Raw genomic sequence first — 19,693 nt, forward strand, 5'->3', positions numbered from 1 at the left:
TGCATATTGATTCACTTGAATCAAGTTTTTCAAGATTTTTTCATCTTTTCAGGAGGCAATTTTGCTTATTTCTATGATTTTCTTGCATTTTTATACTTCCTCTCACTTGTTTTCTTATTATCCTTAAAGTACACTAAGTTATATGGTATCAGAGGGGGCATTATATTATATGAAAGAAAAGAACCGTTTCAGCGTGCTTTTAGAGCACCTGACTTCTATGGCAAATTTAAAAAATTACGTACTTGCCAAAGCCGTACAATACGATGAATCTTATATTAGTAAATGGATCAGCGGCAAGCTGCTTCCAACCGAAAAGAACCACGAAACTATCTTACAGAATATCAGTCAGTGTATCGTCGATTCTCTTACTGATGATAATGTAAGAACTTTTTTAGACGAGTATCAGGTACCGGATATTTCCGATCTGCAGCCTGCAATCTATGACCATCTGGAATCGGAATACAGCTATGTAAAAGAACTCCAGACCACTACCGGAGCTGAGGTAGCAACCAAAATTTCCTATTATCCGGAGTTGACACTGGATCAGTTTATATTCAAGATGAAGCATCCTGCGCTCCGTAAAGTACAGTCTCTGAATGTATATGCAATGGTTGATATTCTAAATGTAGACACGAATTATCAACTTCTGATTGCAGAGTTTAACAGTATGCATAATGACAGAGGGCTGGTGCTTCCGGGTGTACATTTTTCCCTGATGATCGATCTGGAATCAACAAGTCTGGATCCAATATATACTGCTGGATTTTTGATGAACCTGCTTTCCAACCTTTCAAATATTGATTTTAATCTCTATTGTGGAACGCAGGCTCAGAGAAAAATGGTATTTGCTATCAAGGATATCTACTCCCTGTCCGGCATGCTAGTGGATCAGAGCCACTGTCTTGCTGTTACAACGATTGAGGATTCGTCTCTGTCAACAGAACTTTATTATAAACTCCGTCTTCTTTGCAGCAAAGAAGCATTACTTATCCGCAGAAGCTCCATTCCCGAGATGATCCGCACCTACGAATACGAGCATTCTCTCTTTGCTCAGAGTCCGGCTTGTCTATGTGGACATTTTACGGAGCATTTTCTTCCATCAGACCTTCACCGTGAACTGGTGGATAAATATGTATCCGAAATTGGAAAAATTAATCGTACCGCTCTTGAAAAAATGCATGCAATCACTGCGCAGATTCTGGCAGCAACTCCTGTCAGAGCCTTAATCTATGTCTCTGTATTTACAGACTTTACGGTTACCGGTGAACTGGATTTTTACGGGTACAGAATCCACCTTACACCAGATCAGCGTCTGCGTTATCTGAAGCACCTGAAGCATTTGCACGAAATCTCAGATTCCCTGCAGCTTAAGATTCTGCCAAATGGTCTTTTGTCTGATTATCAGCATATACCACGGCCAACTCTGTTTCTTGCAGATGACTTTTCTTATCTGAGACTTAAGAAAAACACACCAGATTATAATATCTGTATTCCTAACAAAATTATTTTGAACCGGATATTTACTGAATTTTACAATACCACCTGGGAATCCGATGCTTGTATCGCTCCGGATGCTTGCCTGACACATGCGATACATTCCGTAGAGATCCTGAAAGCAGAATCCGTCATTACGCCTCATCAGCCAAGATTGGATGATTACTAAAATTCAGAAATATTTTTATGAAATATATCTGTTGTATTTACATCTTCACATTGCCTTGCTAATGTGTTAAAATATTCCTAATAATTTGCTGCAATAATATTCAAAGAATTATAGGTTTAACCTAACACTAAAGCAATCCAAGTACATCAGTGCGTGGCAAAATTTACTTTTAACACTCACATCATGATATAAATAATAAAATTGGAGGTATGAATCATGACACGAGAAGAAGCATATGGAATCCTTACAAAATATATGAAAGGCGAACATTACATCACTCACTCCCTGGCAGTAGAAGCCATTATGAAGGGACTTGCAAAACGTCTTGCTCCGGACGATGTAGAATACTGGGGAATCGCAGGACTCCTGCATGATCTTGATGAAGAACAGTGTGACTGGCAGCACGACTTAAGTGTGCATGGACCGACTTCGGTTGAAATTTTGAAAAAAGAGGGAATTGATGATCCTGTTCTCTTCGGTGCGATCTGCGCTCACAATCCAAAAAGCGGTGTGAAAGCAAAGACCAAGATTCAGTATGCACTTCTTGCTGCAGATCCTATGAGCGGATTTTTAAAAGCGGTAGCACAGATATACCCAGACAAAAAGATTGCCAGCGTAAAACGCAAATCTGTATTAAAACGTTTTAACGAAGCCCGGTTTGCCAAGGGTGCTAACCGTGACTATATGGAAGCAATTGAATTTACCGGATTGTCTCTGGAAGATTTGATTGATATCGGTCTGGAAGAAATGTGTGCGATTGCGGATCAGCTTGGATTATAACAGCTTCCTCTGAACGTACGGCAATAAAAACCCCGCCTGTCTTAACTTTGTAAAATCAGTTAAGACAGGTGGGGTTTTATTCTGTATCCTTCAAGAAAACTCAACCGTTAGCACTCCATACAAAAAATACTAACTGTTTCGTTTCTATGTTCTAAGAAATTTTTATATTTCTTTTTACTCTTCTGGTACAACAATCAGTTCTTTTGTATAATCGTTCAGTACTTCGCATCCATCTTCTGTAATAAGTACAAGGTCCTCGATACGAACACCAATGTTCTCATCTGGAAGGTAGATTCCTGGTTCTACCGAGAAGCACTGTCCAACCTGGATAATATCTGTGTTAACAGATGATACATCACCAAACTCGTGATCTTCCAGTCCGATAGAGTGTCCTGTTCTGTGTGTGAAATATTCTCCGAATCCTTTTTCTTCGATATAATTTCTTGCAGCAAGGTCAACATCGCACATTCTGTTACCTGGTTTTGCAGCTGCAATACCACGTAAGTTAGCCTCTAATACTACATTATATACTTCTCTTGCACGGTCAGATACTTCACCGATGAATACAGTTCTTGTCATATCTGATGCATAATTGTCTTTGAAGCCACCGATATCAAGGATTACGCAGTCTCCACGTTTTCCTTTGGAATCATCTGTTACATGATGTGGATCTGCAGCACCATGTCCATATGCTGTGATTGGATCGAATGATACGTCTTCACATCCAAGTTCTTTGTAGATCTCACGCATCTTTGCATTTAATTCTTTCTCTGTTAATCCTTTTGCTACCCACGGAATAATCTTGTCCATAGCGATATCATTTAACTTAGAAGATTTTCTCATCAGATCTTTTTCTTTTTCATCTTTTACCATACGGATGTAATCGATGATCGGAGATCCGTTTACGAATTTGCTTCCTCCGCCTAACTCCTGCAGACGAATGAGGAATTTTGATGGCCATGTCTTGTCGATTCCCATAGTTTTGTCTTTGTCTACGTATCTGCTTAAGATTTCTACTCCATCTTCGATATCATCATAATAGATAAGATCTACCCCAAGATCTGACTCCTGTGGGAATAATTTGTTGATTACCATCTTATGATTTCCGTTCACATTCAGATAAAGTGCCAGAAGTCTTTCTCCTGGGAAAATCCATTTTCCTGTCAGATAGAAGATCGCAACCGGGTCAGAAACGATCATCTGTGGAATCTCATGCTCCTCCATTGATTTTAATACTCTTGTAAGTTTACCTTGATCCATAATAGTACCCAACCTTTCTTAAATGTTGACAGAATCTGTTACTGTTTTTCGCCGATTCTCACTGACAATTATTATAGACTTTCTGAATATAAAAGTCAATTTATTCTATTGTTCTTTCACGGATATCTGAGTATACAAAGAAGCTGTCAGATGTAAATCTACACTGACAGCTTCTTTTGTATATATTCTATATATTTTATTCTTCTTCAGATGTTGCAGCAACAGTATCTTCTGCAGTCTCTTCTACAGCTTCTTCTGTTCCTTCATCAACAGTAATCTCCTGATTCATATCATCTGCATCGTCGAAGTCGAAGTCAAAATCATCATCAAAGTCCAGCTCATCTTCCATTTCCATCTCTGTGTTCAGCTTGATGTCACGGTATTTTCTCATACCTGTTCCGGCTGGGATATGTTTACCGATGATAACATTTTCTTTCAGACCTACCAGTGGGTCAACTTTTCCCTTGATAGCTGCTTCTGTCAGGACTTTTGTTGTCTCCTGGAATGAAGCTGCTGACAGGAATGAGTTTGTAGCAAGTGATGCTTTTGTAATACCCATGATAATCTGCTCACCTGTTGCAGGTTCTTTTCCTTCTGCTTCAAGTGCTTCGTTCACATCTTCGAACTCAAGTCTGTCTACGTTTGTTCCTGGAAGGAATTCTGTATCTCCAGACTCTTCAATACGGATCTTCTTCAGCATCTGACGAACGATAACCTCGATATGCTTATCGTTGATTTCTACACCCTGCAGACGGTAAACTCTCTGTACTTCCTGGATCATGTAATCCTGTACAGCACGGAGTCCTTTGATTCTTAAGATATCGTGTGGGTTAACGCTACCTTCTGTCAGTTCATCACCGGCTTCCAGTTCAGCCCCGTCAGATACCTTAATACGTGATCCGTAAGGGATAAGATATGCTTTGGATTCTCCTGTTTCTTTATTTGTAACGATGATCTCACGTTTCTTCTTGGTGTCATTTAAGTTAGCAGTTCCTGCGATCTCTGTGATGATTGCAAGTCCCTTAGGCTTTCTGGCCTCAAAAAGCTCCTCGACACGAGGAAGACCCTGTGTGATATCTCCACCGGCTACACCACCACTATGGAAGGTTCTCATAGTAAGCTGTGTACCAGGTTCTCCGATAGACTGTGCGGCGATAATTCCGACAGCTTCACCAACCTGTACCGGCTCACCAGTTGCCATGTTGGCTCCGTAACATTTTGCACATACACCACGATGTGAACGGCATGTGAGAATTGTACGGATCTTAATCTGGGTCAGTGGCTCGCCATTCTTATCAACACCCTTCTTGCACACAAGTTCTGCACGCTTTGGTGTTACCATATGGTTTGCTTTTACAAGAACGTTACCGTCTTTATCTACGATATCCTCACAGATATAACGTCCTGTGATACGATCCTGTAAGCTTTCGATTACTTCGTTTCCATCCATGAATGCTTTTACATACATTCCCGGAATTGGTGCTCCTGGTTTTGCACAATCCACTTCGTGGATGATCAGTTCCTGTGATACGTCTACCAGACGTCTTGTAAGGTATCCTGAATCGGCTGTACGAAGAGCAGTATCGGACATACCCTTTCTGGCTCCATGTGCAGACATGAAGTACTCCAGTACGTCCAGACCTTCACGGAAGTTTGACTTGATAGGAAGCTCGATTGTATGACCTGTTGTATCAGCCATCAATCCCCGCATACCAGCAAGCTGTTTGATCTGTTTGTCAGATCCACGGGCTCCGGAATCGGCCATCATGAAGATGTTGTTATATTTATCAAGACCGTCAAGCAGTGCCTTTGTAAGGGCATCGTCAGTTGCTTTCCATGTCTCTACGACTTCTTTATATCTTTCTTCTTCTGTGATGAGACCACGTTTGAAGTTCTTTGTGATCTTATCTACAGTATCCTGAGCATTCTTGATCATCTCCGGTTTCTGTGGAGGTACAGTCATGTCAGAAATTGATACAGTCATGGCAGCTCTTGTTGAAAGCTTATACCCCATAGCCTTAACATGGTCAAGTACTTCTGCTGTTGCAGTTGCACCATGTGTATTGATAACTTTCTCAAGGATCTGTTTCAGCTGTTTCTTTCCTACGTGGAAATCAACTTCCAGAAGCAGTTCGTTTCCTTCTACTTCACGATCTACAAATCCAAGATCCTGTGGAATAATTTCATTAAACATGAAACGTCCGACTGTAGATTCTACGGTTCCAGTCTTCACTGTTCCGTCTGGCATCTTCTTAGATACACGTACTTTTACACGTGAGTGAAGTGTTACTGCTGCGTTCTCATAAGCAAGCAGTGCTTCGTTAAAGCTCTTGAAGATCATGCCTTCTCCCTTGGCACCAGGACGCTCCTGAGTCAGATAGTAGATACCAAGTACCATATCCTGTGAAGGAACGGCTACCGGACCACCATCAGATGGCTTCAGTAAGTTGTTTGGTGACAGCAGTAAGAATCGGCACTCTGCCTGTGCTTCTACGGAAAGTGGAAGATGGACAGCCATCTGGTCTCCGTCGAAGTCGGCATTGAACGCTGTACAAACCAGTGGATGAAGCTTGATAGCCTTACCTTCTACAAGGATTGGCTCGAATGCCTGAATACCAAGTCTGTGCAGTGTAGGGGCACGGTTCAGCATAACCGGATGCTCTTTGATTACTTCTTCCAGAACATCCCATACCTCTGGCTGAAGTCTTTCTACCATTTTCTTAGCGTTTTTGATATTGTGTGCTGTTCCGTTCTGAACCAGTTCTTTCATAACGAATGGCTTGAACAGCTCGATTGCCATTTCTTTTGGCAGACCACACTGATAAATCTTAAGTTCCGGTCCAACGACGATAACGGAACGTCCAGAGTAGTCAACACGCTTACCAAGCAGGTTCTGACGGAAACGTCCGGACTTACCTTTCAGCATGTCAGAAAGAGATTTCAGAGCTCTGTTACCAGGTCCTGTTACCGGACGTCCACGACGACCGTTGTCGATCAGGGCATCAACAGCTTCCTGAAGCATTCTCTTTTCGTTTCTAACGATGATGTCTGGAGCGCCTAATTCAAGAAGACGTTTCAGACGGTTATTTCTGTTGATAATTCTTCTGTACAGGTCATTTAAGTCAGATGTTGCAAAACGTCCACCATCCAGCTGTACCATTGGACGAAGATCCGGCGGGATAACCGGGATGTTTGTCATGATCATCCACTCTGGTTTGTTTCCAGATTCACGGAATGCTTCTACAACTTCCAGACGTTTTACGATTCTTGCACGTTTCTGACCTGTTGCACCTTTCAGACCTTCTGAAAGTTCTGTGTATTCTTTCTCAAGATCAATGTTCTCAAGAAGTTCTTTAATGGATTCAGCACCCATTCCTACACGGAATGCGCTTCCCCATTTTTCTCTTGCTTCCTGATATTCAGCCTCGGATAATACCTGCTTATACATCAGGTCTGACTCGCCCTTATCCAGTACGATATAAGATGCGAAGTAAAGTACCTTTTCCAGAGTTCTTGGAGACAGATCCAGGATCAGTCCCATACGGCTTGGAATTCCCTTGAAGTACCAGATATGTGACACCGGAGCGGCAAGGGCAATATGCCCCATACGCTCACGACGTACACTTGCTTTTGTTACTTCAACACCACAACGGTCGCAGACCACACCTTTATAGCGGATCTTTTTGTACTTACCACAGTGGCATTCCCAGTCCTTGCTTGGTCCGAAGATCTTTTCGCAGAACAGTCCGTCTTTTTCTGGTTTTAAGGTTCTATAGTTGATGGTCTCTGGCTTTGTAACTTCTCCTTTAGACCATTCCAGAATCTTTTCAGGTGACGCCAACCCGATTTTGATTGCATCAAAAGTCATTGGCTGATAAGTTTGTTCCTTGTTATTTTCAGGCATACTTTGGACCCCTTCCTATTCATCGTCAGATGAATCACCGAAATCATAGTCATCATTTTCTTCAAAGTTCATATCGAAGTCGTCTTCTGGCTCTTCATCTACATCAACCAGTTCTTCTCCCTGGAATTCCTGTTTGGTGTATCCGTGTTTACCAAAGTCATCTTCGTCATTATTGCGATATTTTCTATCTCCTTCAATCAGTGAGCGGAAATCTGTCTCTCCCATATCGGATGTTTCCATAATCTCCACTTCTGTATTGTCATCACGTAAAACACGTACGTCCAGTCCAAGTGACTGTAACTCTTTGAGCAATACCTTGAATGATTCTGGAATTCCAGGCTCTGGAATATTCTCACCCTTGATAATTGCTTCGTAAGTCTTCACACGTCCGATTACATCGTCTGACTTCACAGTCAGGATTTCCTGCAGTGTGTATGATGCACCATAAGCTTCCAGTGCCCATACCTCCATCTCTCCGAAACGCTGTCCACCGAACTGAGCCTTACCACCTAATGGCTGCTGTGTTACCAGTGAGTAAGGACCTGTAGAACGTGCATGGATCTTGTCGTCTACCAGGTGGTGCAGTTTCAGGTAATGCATGTGTCCGATTGTTACCGGGCTGTCGAAGTACTCACCTGTACGTCCGTCACGAAGACGAACCTTACCATCTCTTGAAAGTGGAACACCTTTCCAGAGTTTTCTGTGTTCTCTGTTATCAGACAGATACTGCAGTACTTCCGGAAGAAGTTCTTCTTTATGTTTTGCTTCAAACTCTTCCCAGCTTAAGTTGACATAGTCATTAGCCAGATCAAGAGTATCCATAATATCAATCTCGTTTGCTCCGTCGAATACCGGAGTTGCGATATTAAATCCAAGTGCCTTTGCAGCCAGGGACAGGTGAATCTCCAGGACCTGACCGATGTTCATACGTGAAGGCACACCCAGAGGGTTCAGCACGATATCCAGAGGACGTCCATTCGGAAGGAATGGCATATCTTCTACTGGAAGTACACGGGAAACGACACCCTTGTTACCATGACGTCCGGCCATCTTATCACCAACAGAGATTTTTCTCTTCTGAGCGATGTAGATACGAACTGACTGGTTTACTCCCGGTGACATCTCGTCGCCGTTCTCTCTTGTAAATACTTTGGCATCTACTACGATACCATATTCTCCGTGAGGTACTTTAAGAGATGTGTCTCTTACTTCACGGGCTTTTTCTCCGAAGATTGCACGAAGCAGTCTTTCTTCGGCTGTAAGCTCTGTCTCTCCCTTAGGAGTAACCTTACCTACCAGGATATCTCCGGCACGGACTTCTGCTCCGACACGGATGATTCCTCTTTCATCCAGGTTCTTCAGTGCATCATCACCAACACCTGGAATATCACGTGTGATCTCTTCTGGTCCAAGTTTTGTATCACGCGCTTCTGCTTCATATTCTTCAATATGAATAGATGTATATACATCGTCCTGTACCAGTCTTTCACTTAACAGAACGGCATCCTCGTAGTTGTAACCTTCCCATGTCATGAATCCGATCAGTGGGTTCTTACCAAGACCAAGTTCACCATTGCATGTAGATGGACCGTCTGCGATAACCTCACCTTTTTCTACTCTGTCGCCCTTGAAGACGATTGGTCTCTGGTTATAGCAGTTACTCTGGTTACTTCTCTGGAATTTTGTTAATTTGTATTTTTTCAGTTTTCCGTCGTCCTGACGAACTGTAATTTCTGTAGATGTAGAACGTTCTACTGTTCCGCCTTCTTCAGCAACTACACATACACCTGAGTCAACAGCTGCTTTTTCTTCCATACCAGTTCCTACTGCAGGAGCTTCTGTAAACAGAAGAGGTACTGCCTGACGCTGCATGTTAGATCCCATCAGGGCACGGTTCGCATCGTCATTCTGAAGGAATGGAATCAGGGCTGTAGCCACAGAGAACACCATCTTAGGAGATACGTCCATGTAATCGAACATTCTTCTTTCATATTCCTGTGTCTCTTCACGGTAACGACCAGATACATTCTTACGAACAAAATGTCCTTCTTCGTCTAACTGTTCGTTCGCCTGTGCTACATGATAGTTATCTTCTTCATCTGCTGTCATGTATACAACTTCATCTGTAACTACCGGGTTTGTAGGATCATCATGGTTGATCTTACGGTATGGAGCTTCAATAAATCCATATTCATTGATTCTTGCATAACTTGCAAGGGAGTTGATCAGACCAATGTTAGGTCCTTCAGGCGTCTCTACAGGACACATTCTTCCGTAGTGAGAGTAGTGTACATCTCGGACCTCGAATCCGGCACGGTCTCTTGACAGACCACCAGGTCCTAATGCTGACAGACGTCTCTTATGAGTCAACTCACCAAGCGGGTTGTTCTGATCCATGAACTGTGACAGCTGTGAAGATCCGAAGAACTCTTTTACTGCTGCAGTTACTGGTTTAATATTGATCAGGGACTGCGGGGAAACACCCTCCATATCCTGTGTTGTCATTCTTTCACGAACCACTCTTTCCAGACGGGAAAGACCGATTCTGTACTGATTCTGAAGCAGCTCACCTACAGAACGGATACGTCTGTTACCCAGGTGGTCGATATCATCATCAGTTCCGATACCATATTCCAGATGCATATTGTAGTTAATAGAAGCAAGGATATCTTCTTTTGTAATATGCTTTGGAATCAGGTCGTGCATATCTCTCTTGATCGCATCTTTGAGCTCATCGATATCTCCGGCTGTCTCTTCCAGGATTCCGGCAAGTACTGGATAGTATACCTGCTCGTTCACTCCTACTTCTTCCGGATCGATGCCTACTACAGCTTCAAAATCTACCATCATATTAGAAAGAACCTTGATTGGTCTTTCTGTTTCTTCTACACTGATCCATACATATGGAACTGCGTTGTTCTGGATTGTAGAAGCAAGCTCTCTTGTAATCTTTGTTCCTGCTTCTGCCAGAATTTCTCCTGTCATAGGACTTACAACTTCCTCTGCCAGGACCTGTCCGCTGATACGGTTCTTTAATGCAAGCTTCTTATTGAATTTGTAACGTCCAACCTTTGCAAGGTCATAACGTCTTGGATCAAAGAACATACTTGTGATCAGACTCTCAGCACTATCTACTGCAAGAGGCTCACCTGGACGGATCTTCTTATATAATTCCAGAAGACCTTCCTGATAGTTCGTAGCAGCATCCTTTTCAAAGCTTGCCAGGATCTTTGGCTCTTCTCCGAAGAGTTCGATGATCTCTGGATTTGTACCGATTCCTAATGCACGAATCAACACTGTGATCGGTACCTTTCTTGTTCTATCTACACGTACATAGAAAACGTCATTGGAATCCGTCTCATACTCCAGCCACGCACCACGGTTAGGGATTACGGTAGCTGAATACAGTTTTTTACCTAATTTATCATGTGCAATTGCATAATAAATACCAGGGGAACGAACCAGCTGGCTGACGATTACACGTTCCGCACCATTGATTACAAAGGTACCAGTTCTTGTCATCAGCGGCAGATCTCCCATAAAGATTTCATGCTCATTGATCTCATCTGTTTCTTTATTGTGAAGTCTTACTTTTACTTTCAAAGGTGCAGCATACGTTGCATCACGTTCTTTACACTCATCAATTGTATATTTTGCGTCTTCCTTGCATAAAGTAAAATCAACAAAATCCAGACTTAACTTTCCGCTATAATCTGTGATTGGGGAAATGTCATCGAACACTTCATTTAACCCTTCATCCAGAAACCACTTATAGGAATCTGTCTGAACTTCGATTAAGTTAGGCATCTGAACGACTTCTTTCTGTCGGGCATAACTCATTCGTGAACTTTTTCCGCTTTTAATAGGACGAATTCTGTTTTTCTCCATATTGACGTTTCACTCCTCATTTATTTTTATGGCTGGGTTTTATTACCCATATAACTTGCAGAGTCTCCGAAAAACAACTCTATTTCGTTGTTTTTCTGCGAAATCATGGCATAACTTTCCACAATAGCGCATTTTTAACTATACCATAAGCTTGTCAAGTATGTCAAGCTTATATATAAATATTTTCCACTATTTTTCCAAAATATTGCTGGACATAAGAAAAAGCTTTTCATTCGTGTTTTTCACAGCCCGAACTGCCAGCTGCCCTTTGTGCAGCTCTGCGTCCAAAAACTCTTTCTTACATCCAGCATCCAAATAATACGAAAGGGCACCCCGTCACCGGAATGCCCTGATAATTCAATCAAACTCGAATTATTTAAGGTTAACTTCAGCACCTTCTGCTTCAAGTTTAGTCTTGATTTCCTCAGCCTCAGCTTTAGAAGCGCCTTCTTTGATTACCTTTGGAGCTTCGTCAACTAATGCTTTAGCTTCTTTCAGTCCAAGTCCTGTTACTTCACGAACAACTTTGATAACTTTAACCTTAGCTGCTCCTGCAGATACTAATTCTACGTCGAACTCGTCTTTCTCTTCTGCTGCTGCTCCACCTTCTGCTCCAGCTGCTGCTACTACAACACCTGCTGCTGCGGATACACCAAATTCTTCTTCACAAGCTTTTACAAGATCATTTAACTCTAATACAGATAACTCTTTGATAGCTTCAATAAATTCTTCTGTTGTTAACTTTGCCATTTTATTTTCCTCCATTTTTCTTATTTTCTTTTTGAAATAAAATTATTATGCTGCCATCAGCTTATTCAGCTGCTGGTGCCTCTGCAGCTTCCTCTGCTGCTGGAGCTGCTTCACAAGCATCTGCTCCACCTTTTTCTGCGATCTGATTGAGAACGCGAGCCAGGTTTGTGATAGGTGACTGTAAGCTTCCAAGTAATTTGGAAATGAGCTCGTCTCTTGAAGGAATTTTAGCAAGTTCATTTAATGCGTCTGCATCATATAATGTTCCTTCAACCACACCTGCTTTTAATTCAAGGGCTTTTGCATTCTTTGCGAATTTGCAAAGGATTCTTGCTGGAGCTGTTGCATCATCTTTAGAAATAGCGATAGCGCTTGGTCCTTCTAAGTGCTCATCTAATGCTGCGAAATCAGTTCCTTCAAAAGCTCTCTTCATCATTGTGTTCTTACAAACTTTGTAGACAACGCCTGCTTCTCTTAACTGTTTACGCATCTCTGTATCTTCTGCAACAGTCAGTCCACGGTAGTCAACAAGGACAACGCTTGTTGCGTCTTTCACGTCCTCTGCAATAGCCTGTACAACTGGTTGTTTTAATTCAACTTTTGCCACGAATGGTGCACCTCCTTGTAGATTTGTAAGTTTACACCGCCGATAGATATAAATGTAAAAAAACCTCTATATCCAAAGACATAGAGGTTGATAAGTCATACTTTAGTATCGATCTTTCCTCGGTAGGCGTCCGCATAAAATGTGTTCTTACGCTCTTTCAAGCACCTACTGTCTTCGGCAGTCCTTTGGTAGATTATCATATACATATGTTATTGTCAAGAGGTTTTTCCTTTTTTTCAATTTTTTCTTGCTTTTTCCTTTTACTTCCAGCATACCTGTCTGTCCGGCTTTTACACACCGTCCTTCATTACAGGCTTTTAAAATTATTTTATTACTTTATCTCTGTCTTTTACGCTTCCGCCACAGCCGCTTTCATCTTCTTCACATACTCTTTTACATATGACACACAGTCCGTTCCATGCTCTGCTACAATCCTTACAATCGCCGATCCTACAATTGCACCATCCGAAAATGCCGCCATCTCTTTTGCCTGCTCCGGTGTGGAGATTCCGAATCCAACTGCACAAGGAATGTCTGTAACTTCACAGATTGCCTGATGTCCGAGGCATACACCAAGGATTGGGATCTTACCTGCAAGTTTTTTTACTACTTCTTCACATACACCTGCATCTTTTGGATATCCCGGTCCCGGCGAAAGGATAATGTGACTTGGATTTAACTTTTCAATCTCTTCCACCGTCATCGCATCATTTCGTATTACTTTTATATCTGGTCTGATACTTCCGGCCATCTGAACCAGGTTATAAGAAAAGCTATCATAATTATCAATCAGTAATACCATTACGCCAGTACCTCCTTCGCATTTTTCACCGCATTCATAACCGCGAGTGCTTTGTTTGCAGATTCTTCGTATTCATTTTCCGGAATGCTGTCTGCTACAATACCTCCTCCGGCCTGTACATACACCTTACCGTCTTTCTTTACTGCCATACGGATTGCGATACATGTATCCATGTTGCCGGTAAAATCGATGTATCCAAGAGCTCCTCCGTAGATTCCTCTTTGCTCCGTCTCCAGTTCTTCGATGATCTCACATGCCCGGATCTTAGGTGCCTTCATTTCTTTTAAGATCTCTCTGATTACTTCAAGAGGTTTCTTTGTCTCTTTTACTTCTTTTCTTTCTTCTGTCTCAATCGTTACTTTATCGGAATTGCATGTAACACGCATGATCGGATCAAATCCAAGGAATGAATATCTTCCCCATTTTTCTCCACCTTCCACACTTTCCAGCAGATAGTATCTTTTGCTTACCGCTGCGATCTTTCTCAAAAGTGTGATCGGGGTAATTACATCTGCATAGATCTCTTTGCATACCGGAATGATATGATACTCCGGTGGCATTTTTCTATTTTGTCAACTGTTTTTCTTATTTTTTGATTTTTCCTACTTTTTTACTAAGAAATAGAGAGACGGATATCCGCAATCCTCTTCCGAACGCATGACGATGCAGAAAACTTGCCACCGGCAACTTTTCTTGCATACTTAGGCATACAAAAAAAGCCCTGTGTATAAGTTTTCACTCATACACAGGGCTCTTATATTCGTTATTATCTTGCGGATTAAACAAGCTTCATTGGGTTGATTTTTACACCAGGTCCCATTGTAGAAGTAAGTGTCACGCTCTTAAGGTACTGTCCCTTAACTGCTGCTGGTCTTACTTTGTTAATCGCATCAATAAGCGTCTGGAAGTTGTCCGTAAGCTGTTCTTCAGTAAAGCTTGCTTTACCTACTGGCACATGGATAATGTTTGTTTTATCAAGTCTGTACTCGATCTTACCAGCTTTGATTTCCTGGATAGCTTTTGTAACGTCCATTGTTACTGTACCAGCCTTCGGGTTTGGCATTAATCCCTTAGGTCCAAGTACACGTCCGAGACGTCCAACAACACCCATCATGTCTGGTGTAGCTACTACTACATCGAATTCAAACCAGTTTTCGTTCTGGATCTTTGGAATGAGTTCTTCTCCTCCAACGAAATCTGCTCCAGCTGCTTTAGCTTCTTCAGCTTTAGCGTCTTTTGCAAATACAAGGATACGAACTTTTTTACCAGTTCCGTGTGGCAGAACTACTGCTCCACGAATCTGCTGGTCAGCGTGACGTCCGTCACATCCAGTTCTGATATGAGCTTCAATAGTCTCATCGAATTTTGCTGTTGCAGTCTTTTTAACTAATGATACTGCGTCTGCTACATCGTAGAGTGTTCCTCTGTCGATTGATTTCGCAGCTTCAACGTATTTCTTTCCTCTTTTCATTCTATAAACCTCCTAGTGGTAATGGCGGGATAACCCTCCCACATTCATCTTCATCAATTACTCTGTTACAGTTACACCCATAGAACGGCAAGTTCCCTCTACCATGCTCATAGCACTTTCAAGTGTAGCAGCATTCAGGTCAGGCATCTTTGTCTTAGCGATTTCTTCTACCTGAGCTTTTGTGATTGTAGCAACCTTTGTCTTGTTAGGTACACCTGAACCAGATTTGATGTTGCAGGCCTTTTTGATCAGAACTGCTGCCGGTGGTGTCTTTGTGATGAAGCTGAAACTTCTATCATTGTAAACTGTGATAACTACAGGGATAATCATGTCTCCCTGATCTGCTGTCTTAGCGTTGAACTGTTTTGTAAATTCAACGATGTTTACACCGTGCTGACCAAGAGCAGGTCCAACCGGTGGTGCCGGAGTAGCTTTGCCGGCTGGGATCTGTAATTTAATATAACCTTCTACTTTTTTTGCCATTTCAATTACCTCCTTGTGGTGATGGCGGGGAACAAATAATGCCCCTCCCACTTACTGTTACATTTTCTTAACTTCTGCGAAACCAATTTCAACCGGGGTCTCGCGTCCGAAGAGCTCAACATTAATAGTAAGGCTCTGCTTCTGCATGTTGATCGTCTGGATTACTCCGACTGTATCTGCCCATGCACCTGCAATCACCTGGACTGTGTCGCCCTCCTTGTAGTCCATGACTACTTCCTCTCTCTGGATTCCCAGAGGAGCCATCTCCGCATCTGTAAGCGGTACCGGCTTAGATCCAGGTCCGACAAATCCTGTCACACCTCTTGTATTACGAACAACATACCATGTATCATCATTCATAATCATATGGATCAACACATAGCCTGGAAACATCTTCTTCTGAGACACTTTCTGAACGCCGTTTTTCATCTCAACAACGTCTTCCAGCGGAACTCTTACTTCAAGGATCTGATCCTCAAGATGTCTGTTCTCGATTGTCTTATCAATGTTGGCTTTTACTTTGTTCTCGTACCCTGAATAGGTATGAACTACGTACCATTTTGCCTCTGACATAATCTCACCTTTCCTGTCCGTTTTGTTTATCAGTTATTTTACTAATAAATCTACTCCGTACTGGGCGAGAAAATCAACGATTGCGATAATCGCTCCCAGGACCACGGATACCGAAACAACCGCTGCCGTTTCTTTTGCAACTGTCATCTTTTCCGGCCAAACGATTTTCTTGAACTCTTTGCCCAATCCATCGAACCATTCGCTCATTCGTTTAATCCGGCTTTTTTTCTGAGTTTTTTTACTCTTATCTTTCTGAGTCTGAGCTTTTTCACCCATTGACATTCACTCCTTTGCGGCGATTATTTCGTCTCTTTGTGCAATGTGTGTTTTTTACAGAATCTGCAGTACTTTTTGGTTTCCATACGTTCAGGATGAGATTTCTTATCCTTTGTCATGTTGTAGTTACGCTGCTTGCATTCTGTACACTCCAATGTGATTCTTGTACGCACAACTTCCACCTCGCTTTATAATCTTAGTTAACGTGTTTCGTGGCAGCTTGCGAAGCCGCCCGATTTTAGGCATAAAAAAAAGACCTACTTCCATTCGCCCAGATAGCATATCATATCCAGGCTTAAAAAGCAAGTCTTTTCCTATAAAATTTTCATCATCGTGCTTACTGTCTGTACCAGATACTTCCGGGATCTACACTGATGATCTGATAATCTCCGTCCTTGTATATAAATTCCGCACTCATCATCGTGCTGCCATCCGATTGTCCGGCAGTATCACTGCTGCTTCCATCTGTTGTTTCCCCGCTGGCTTGACTATATGTAACTACATAATTATAAGACAATGTTCCTCTTACTTCACCAGTCACCCCATTAATCACATATTTTCCCTGATACTGACTCAGGCTGACCGTCTCTGTTCTATAACCATCTGTCGTCTTTAACGCTTCTTTCAGATCATTATAAAGTTCTTTATTTTCCTTCTTAGTTTCCGGATCCTTCATTGCATCTTTGTCGAGCAATCCTTCTACTTTTGAAAATGATTTTCCTGCTTTTGCTGCATCTATGTAGCTTTTCAGTGTCTGTTTCATTTTCTTATCCAGCTTTTTCCTGCCTTTTCCGGAAATCTTCATCCTTGCTGCAGTCATGCTTCCTTTATCGGATGCCTGAAAGGTGGTTTCATATGTCTGAAACCACGGAATTTTAACTTTTATCTTATGTTCTCCCTCAAACAAAGAAACTTTATACTGATCCAGGCTTTTATTTTCCTCTTTTACTTTGTAATCTTTTCCAAGCTCTGTATCATCAATCCATACCTGGCCGCCAGACGGAATATACAGATTATAATCTCTGGCAATCATCTGATCCGTCGATACTTTCCAATTTGAAAATAATAATAATTTTTTACTTTTCTGCTTTTCCAGAATTACTTTCTCAGAAGTCTTATCTCCGCCACTTTTCTTATAAGTTATGGTAAATGCTCTTCTCTTTCCGCTGGATTCTACTTCGGTCTGATGATCTTCTTTCGTCTCTTTCATCTGATAATCCGAGATATCTGTTACCGCATGTTCTTTCATATATGATACATATTCATCCATGGTTGCCAATCCGTTTTCCGGAATATCAGACATACGTCCGGTCTTTTTCCAGTTTTCCTGTACATATGCCGTACAATAACGGTCAATTACCGCCTCCGGCCGGTTATGATATATCCCGATTCCGCAAAATGCTGCAAATACCGCTACACCCAGCAGAGTTCTCTTTACTATCTTCTGCTGTCTCTCCGTAAGGTCTGACCAGGATCTTGTTTCGCGGATAACCTTTGGAATCCGGCTTGGATCCTTTCCTTCACGCTTGCGTTTTATCTGTTTTTCTTTGCGTTTTCTTTCCCATGACTGGAGAATCTCTTCATATGCATCCTCTTCCGGTACTTCTTCGTAATCTTTTTTCTTCTTTATAAAATCACCGATATCGCCGGTGAACATTCTGGTTGGTTCATCTGTTTCATCCGTCTGTTTACTTCCAATCATCCGGGTCGGTTCATCTATACTGGCTTTTGCATTTTTCTTAGCTATATCTTCTTCTCTTAATTTAATCTTTTTGTGAAGTTCCTGTTCCAGTTCTTCTTTTGTTACTTTTTCAATCTGTTCCCCAAGATTATCAGGAATTGTAAACTGTTTTCTCAGATCTTCTTCCGGAATTTTACCGCAATCTCCGGATAACTCTCCAAGCTCTGCAGTTTCAAACATCTCAGTTATTTCCCCGAAATTTGATTTTTTTGATGCTTCAGACTTTTCTTCCAGTTTTTCAGTTATATTTTCTAAATCTGTTTTTTCACAATTTCCAGATTCTTTTTCTTCATTCGTAACTTTCAGTTGCGCTGTATCTTCCAGTTCTTCCGATATTTCCTCTATATCTTTATCTGAAAAATCAACTTTTGGCGTCTCTTCAAGTCCACTCAACTCACTATACAGGTTTTCTTCTTTTGATTCGGGAAGACGCATTCCGCAATAATTACAGAATCTGGCATCGTCTGGATTATTAGTCTTGCAATTTGGGCACTGACGCATAAGCATTCCTCCTTATAATCAATATCTGCTGCAAGCCATTTTCCCTGGATCGTATCAAAACTGGTCTACAGCATTTTCTTTCTCTTGAATATAATAATACAGGTTACCATCACTACGATGCTTAAGATAATAACACCCGGATACCCATGTTTCAACTCCGGCATGTTATGAAAGTTCATTCCATACCAGCTTGTGATCAATGTAAGCGGGAAGAATATGGTCGATATCACCGTCAGGAACTGCATGTTATTATTTTGCTGGACATCCACCTGTGCCTTATATGCATCTCGGACCTGCTGTGCATATTCCAACAACTGAGATGCCTTGCTCATCAGTCTGTCCGCACGGTCTGAGATAACACCAAAGTATTTTACCTGTTTCTTGGCAAAGAAACCATTTTCATTCTCTTCCAGCTGTTTTCCCATGTCCATGATCTCATCGTAATAGCTTCGAAGTGTCAGAAGTTCACGGCGGATCGGCATGATCGCATTCTGGAATCCCTGGATCTTTCCATCCATGACATCTTCTTCCAGATCCATGATCCTCTTCTCATAATGCCCGAGAAGTTCCAAATCCCGGCTTATAAACTCCAGCATAAAGTTATAAATGAACTTTTCCTTGGATTCTCCCTGCTTTGTTTTCTTTCTTTTGATCCTCCTGATCAGACGGTAAGAAAATTCATCATCATCCACGATCACAACATGGTGCCGGTTGATAAAAAATAAAATCCGGTACCGCTCTCCGAGAATATCCAGAAGCTTCGGTATGCAAAGTGATCCCGCCAGACATTCCTGCTGCGTCTCCATCTTACAAAAACCAACATCCTTTATGTTAATTTCTCCTTCATACTGCATTCCGGCTTTTTCCAGACACTCCCTTGCGGTCTGCGACGTCGCCAGGAACACCGATGGCCTGTCCTCTTCCATGATTTCTTCCTGATATTCCTGCAGTGTCTGTCCTAATACGTATCTCATGTGCTCACCGTCCTCATATG

General features: G+C 41.9%; 16 protein-coding genes, 1 pseudogene and 1 other annotated feature. Of the genes and pseudogenes, 2 read left to right on the forward strand and 15 right to left on the reverse strand.

Annotated elements, in window-relative coordinates:
• Positions 1–169 precede the first annotated feature (169 nt).
• Entirely contained in the window at positions 170–1,663 is a 1,494-nt protein-coding gene (locus ACWJAF_RS02830; protein WP_448862062.1) for a hypothetical protein, read from the forward strand.
• A 216-nt stretch (positions 1,664–1,879) separates the two neighbouring features.
• Complete coding sequence (locus tag ACWJAF_RS02835) at positions 1,880–2,443, forward strand: HD domain-containing protein (RefSeq protein WP_296091657.1); 564 nt, start codon at positions 1,880–1,882, stop codon at positions 2,441–2,443.
• A 174-nt stretch (positions 2,444–2,617) separates the two neighbouring features.
• Here the strand turns inward: ACWJAF_RS02835 and ACWJAF_RS02840 are convergent, their stop codons facing one another.
• From ACWJAF_RS02840 to ACWJAF_RS02910, 15 genes and pseudogenes are all read right to left on the reverse strand, one after another.
• A complete protein-coding gene (locus ACWJAF_RS02840) occupies positions 2,618–3,703 on the reverse strand; it encodes a M24 family metallopeptidase (RefSeq protein WP_296032606.1) in 1,086 nt (361 codons plus the stop codon).
• A 196-nt stretch (positions 3,704–3,899) separates the two neighbouring features.
• A complete protein-coding gene (gene rpoC / locus ACWJAF_RS02845; protein WP_296091659.1) occupies positions 3,900–7,607 on the reverse strand; it encodes a DNA-directed RNA polymerase subunit beta' in 3,708 nt (1,235 codons plus the stop codon).
• 15 nt (positions 7,608–7,622) lie between these two features.
• Positions 7,623–11,495, reverse strand: coding sequence for a DNA-directed RNA polymerase subunit beta (gene rpoB / locus ACWJAF_RS02850; RefSeq protein WP_296091661.1), 3,873 nt, complete (start codon positions 11,493–11,495; stop codon positions 7,623–7,625).
• A gap of 372 nt (positions 11,496–11,867) precedes the next feature.
• Entirely contained in the window at positions 11,868–12,245 is a 378-nt protein-coding gene (gene rplL / locus ACWJAF_RS02855) for a 50S ribosomal protein L7/L12 (protein WP_028086477.1), read from the reverse strand.
• A 61-nt stretch (positions 12,246–12,306) separates the two neighbouring features.
• Positions 12,307–12,852, reverse strand: a complete 546-nt coding sequence (rplJ, locus tag ACWJAF_RS02860; RefSeq protein ID WP_118309485.1) for a 50S ribosomal protein L10 — start codon at positions 12,850–12,852, stop codon at positions 12,307–12,309.
• Positions 12,853–12,900: 48 nt separating this feature from the next.
• Positions 12,901–13,048 (reverse strand) — a sequence feature (ribosomal protein L10 leader region).
• Positions 13,049–13,201: 153 nt separating this feature from the next.
• Positions 13,202–13,402, reverse strand: coding sequence for a tryptophan synthase subunit alpha (locus ACWJAF_RS02865; protein ID WP_448862227.1), 201 nt, complete (start codon positions 13,400–13,402; stop codon positions 13,202–13,204).
• Positions 13,394–13,654 (reverse strand): annotated as a pseudogene (locus ACWJAF_RS02870) (anthranilate synthase component II); the annotation flags it as partial. The gene ACWJAF_RS02865 and the pseudogene ACWJAF_RS02870, both read right to left, overlap by 9 nt.
• Positions 13,654–14,214 carry a chorismate-binding protein gene (locus ACWJAF_RS02875; protein WP_448862066.1) on the reverse strand — a complete coding sequence of 187 codons (561 nt, stop codon included), beginning with the start codon at positions 14,212–14,214 and terminating at the stop codon, positions 13,654–13,656. The gene ACWJAF_RS02875 and the pseudogene ACWJAF_RS02870, both read right to left, overlap by 1 nt.
• A gap of 218 nt (positions 14,215–14,432) precedes the next feature.
• Positions 14,433–15,125 carry a 50S ribosomal protein L1 gene (rplA, locus tag ACWJAF_RS02880; protein WP_296033794.1) on the reverse strand — a complete coding sequence of 231 codons (693 nt, stop codon included), beginning with the start codon at positions 15,123–15,125 and terminating at the stop codon, positions 14,433–14,435.
• Positions 15,126–15,182: 57 nt separating this feature from the next.
• Positions 15,183–15,608 carry a 50S ribosomal protein L11 gene (rplK, locus tag ACWJAF_RS02885; RefSeq protein ID WP_296033793.1) on the reverse strand — a complete coding sequence of 142 codons (426 nt, stop codon included), beginning with the start codon at positions 15,606–15,608 and terminating at the stop codon, positions 15,183–15,185.
• 57 nt (positions 15,609–15,665) lie between these two features.
• Positions 15,666–16,181, reverse strand: coding sequence for a transcription termination/antitermination protein NusG (gene nusG / locus ACWJAF_RS02890; protein WP_296033791.1), 516 nt, complete (start codon positions 16,179–16,181; stop codon positions 15,666–15,668).
• Between the two features lie 33 nt (positions 16,182–16,214).
• Positions 16,215–16,457, reverse strand: coding sequence for a preprotein translocase subunit SecE (gene secE / locus ACWJAF_RS02895; RefSeq protein ID WP_296033789.1), 243 nt, complete (start codon positions 16,455–16,457; stop codon positions 16,215–16,217).
• Positions 16,458–16,480: 23 nt separating this feature from the next.
• Positions 16,481–16,630, reverse strand: coding sequence for a 50S ribosomal protein L33 (gene rpmG / locus ACWJAF_RS02900; protein WP_028086482.1), 150 nt, complete (start codon positions 16,628–16,630; stop codon positions 16,481–16,483).
• 164 nt (positions 16,631–16,794) lie between these two features.
• Complete coding sequence (locus ACWJAF_RS02905; RefSeq protein ID WP_448862070.1) at positions 16,795–18,699, reverse strand: zinc-ribbon domain-containing protein; 1,905 nt, start codon at positions 18,697–18,699, stop codon at positions 16,795–16,797.
• A 65-nt stretch (positions 18,700–18,764) separates the two neighbouring features.
• Positions 18,765–19,673 (reverse strand): magnesium transporter CorA family protein, encoded by a 909-nt coding sequence (locus tag ACWJAF_RS02910; protein ID WP_448862071.1) that lies wholly within the window; start codon positions 19,671–19,673, stop codon positions 18,765–18,767.
• Between the last annotated feature and the right edge of the window lie 20 nt (positions 19,674–19,693).

This window comes from Dorea sp. (assembly GCF_977044405.1).

Coding starts and splice junctions, on each gene's coding strand:
- rpoC (WP_296091659.1), bottom strand. CDS start 7,607: ATGCCTGAAAATAACAAGGAACAAACTTATCAGCCAATGACTTTTGAT.
- nusG (WP_296033791.1), bottom strand. CDS start 16,181: ATGTCAGAGGCAAAATGGTACGTAGTTCATACCTATTCAGGGTACGAG.
- rpoB (WP_296091661.1), bottom strand. CDS start 11,495: ATGGAGAAAAACAGAATTCGTCCTATTAAAAGCGGAAAAAGTTCACGA.
- rplL (WP_028086477.1), bottom strand. CDS start 12,245: ATGGCAAAGTTAACAACAGAAGAATTTATTGAAGCTATCAAAGAGTTA.
- ACWJAF_RS02840 (WP_296032606.1), bottom strand. CDS start 3,703: ATGGATCAAGGTAAACTTACAAGAGTATTAAAATCAATGGAGGAGCAT.
- ACWJAF_RS02830 (WP_448862062.1), top strand. CDS start 170: ATGAAAGAAAAGAACCGTTTCAGCGTGCTTTTAGAGCACCTGACTTCT.
- ACWJAF_RS02835 (WP_296091657.1), top strand. CDS start 1,880: ATGACACGAGAAGAAGCATATGGAATCCTTACAAAATATATGAAAGGC.
- ACWJAF_RS02905 (WP_448862070.1), bottom strand. CDS start 18,699: ATGCGTCAGTGCCCAAATTGCAAGACTAATAATCCAGACGATGCCAGA.
- rplK (WP_296033793.1), bottom strand. CDS start 15,608: ATGGCAAAAAAAGTAGAAGGTTATATTAAATTACAGATCCCAGCCGGC.
- secE (WP_296033789.1), bottom strand. CDS start 16,457: ATGGGTGAAAAAGCTCAGACTCAGAAAGATAAGAGTAAAAAAACTCAG.
- ACWJAF_RS02875 (WP_448862066.1), bottom strand. CDS start 14,214: ATGCCACCGGAGTATCATATCATTCCGGTATGCAAAGAGATCTATGCA.
- ACWJAF_RS02910 (WP_448862071.1), bottom strand. CDS start 19,673: ATGAGATACGTATTAGGACAGACACTGCAGGAATATCAGGAAGAAATC.
- rplA (WP_296033794.1), bottom strand. CDS start 15,125: ATGAAAAGAGGAAAGAAATACGTTGAAGCTGCGAAATCAATCGACAGA.